Annotated in this window: 1 protein-coding gene; it reads right to left on the bottom strand. The window is 70.2% G+C overall.

Annotation, left to right across the window (positions count from 1 at the left end):
• Positions 1-182 precede the first annotated feature (182 nt).
• Positions 183-2,058 (bottom strand): toll/interleukin-1 receptor domain-containing protein (locus VNW53_RS08765; protein WP_325555073.1); only part of this gene is annotated, 1,876 nt, incomplete at its 5' end.

The raw sequence follows: 2,058 nt of genomic DNA, 5'->3' as shown, positions 1-2,058 counted from the left end.
AGGACAAGACCCTCACCGACGCCGAGATCGACGCCCTCTCCGCCAGGATCATCGCCGCCGCGTCCAAGGCGACGGGGGCGAAGCTGAGGGGCTGATCGGACCGCCGGCGTCCCGCCGGCCCTTCCTTCCCGTCCCCGCCGCCGGGGCCAGAAAGAGCCGGCGGGACGCCGGCGCTTCGTGCCCTACAGCTTGGCGCAGATCGCCCCGTCGGTCTTGGTGTAGCTGGCGTCCGCGCCCAGCGTCTGGCCCAGGATCTTCATCCCCGACGCGCAGTCGGCCAGCGCCTCCGGCCGACGTCCCGCCTTGGCCAGCACCTTGGCGCGGTAGACCAGCAAGTCCCCGTGGTTGGCGCTCACCTTGCCGTAGCTCACGTCGTAGTTGTGCTTGGCCTCGGCGAGGTCGGCCAGGGCGACGTCCGTATGCCCACGATCGGACTCCACCTGGGCCAGGTAGACGAGCGCGATGCCTATCTGGAAGTGGGGGTGGCGGAAGGCCTTGCGATAGATCGACACCGCCTTGGTCAGCGAGGCGGCGGCGGCCGCAAGCTTGTTCTGCCCCTGGAGAACCTGGCCCTCTATCGAATAGGAATCGGCCAGGAGGGGGTTGTCGGCGTCGAGGACGACGCGCTGGATCGCCAGGGCGTTCTCGATCCTCTGCAGTGCGAGCTCGAGGCGGCCCGCCGCCAGGTCGTTGACCGCCATGGCGTACCAGGCGGCCGCGGTGGCCAGGTGCCGATCGCCGAACGCGCCGCGGTAGACATCCATCGACTCCTCGAGCGCCGCGTCGGCGCCGGTGAACCTGCCCTCGTCCGACAGGATCAAGCCGCGTTCGCGGAGCGCCCAGGCCAGCTTGGCCGGCGGGCTTTGGGGGGCGCCGCGATAGAGCTTCAAGGCCATGTCGATGCTGGCGAGCCCCCGCGGAAGGTCGCCCTCGCTGTATAGGATAGAGCCCTTCATGGCGGCCACGTCCGCCGCCAACACCGGATCGGAGGCGCCGGGGAGACCCAGCGCCCGCTCCGCCAGGCGGATGGAGCCCAGCGCTTCGTCGAGCTTACCGAGTTTGCTGTAAGCCCCAGCCAGCTGGGTGAGCGCTCCCGCGCCGTCCGGACCGGCCCGGCGAATGGCCGGCATCGACAGGCCCACCATGTCCACCAGTTCCTGCGACAGGCCCAGGCTGTTGTAGGCCTGGCCGAGCGCCTGCAGGATCCGGGCGTGAACCACGGGCTGGTCGGCCAGCTCGCTGCGCGCGCGATCTGCGCCGCGGGAGAGCAGCATCAGGGCGCTGATCGAGCGCGGGTTCTCGGTCGCGGGATTGATCAGCTTGTAGGTCCCGATCAGATAGTCCGAGGTTGCTCTCGCGGTGGCGGTTTCCTTTTCGGCGATCCGTCTCTGTTCGTCCGCCTCGATCCGTCTCTGGTTAGCGTAGACCGCGAGCCCGCCGGTCAACACCATGCCGGCCAGAGAGGCGCCCGCGACTACCGCCAGATTGCGCGCCCGCCTCTGGGCCTCGCGCTGCACCAGGTCGTCCAGGCGAACGCCACTGAGGCCGGCGACGAGCTTCAGCTTGGCGAGCTGCCGCCCGTCCTTGTCGCGGCGCAGGTCGGCCGCGATGGGATGGGCGAGTTCCTGGGAGATCTGGCCGTCCGCCCCCAGCCGGAACCGCACCCCGGGCGGGAAGCATTCCAGCGCCGCCTCGCCGGGTTTGGCGGACGCGCCCGGCTTCCCGTCGACGATCAGCGCCAGGACCCTGTCCTCGCCGTGCAGCCGCTTGAAGGTGATGACCTCCTCGCCGACCCACCGCGAGCGCGCCGACGCGGGGGAGCACAGCACCACCAGGAATTGCGACCCCTGCAGCGCGGCGGTCAGTTCCGCGCCGAGGTTACCCGAAGCGGGCAGCTCGTCGCGGTCGCGGAAGATCGGTGTCAGGCGGCGTGGCACGGGTCCCGCCGCGGTTTCGAGGCCGACCAGCTTGGCGGGAATGCGATAGGTCTCCAGGGCCCGGTGCAGCCACGTCGCCACCGCCTTGTCGCTGTGGCTGTAGCTGATGAAGGCGCGGTAG

This window comes from Phenylobacterium sp., from assembly GCF_035569475.1.
Lineage (GTDB): Bacteria > Pseudomonadota > Alphaproteobacteria > Caulobacterales > Caulobacteraceae > Phenylobacterium.
The sequence above is the reverse complement of the archived record's forward strand: the minus strand, read 5'-3'. Positions and strand labels throughout refer to the sequence as shown.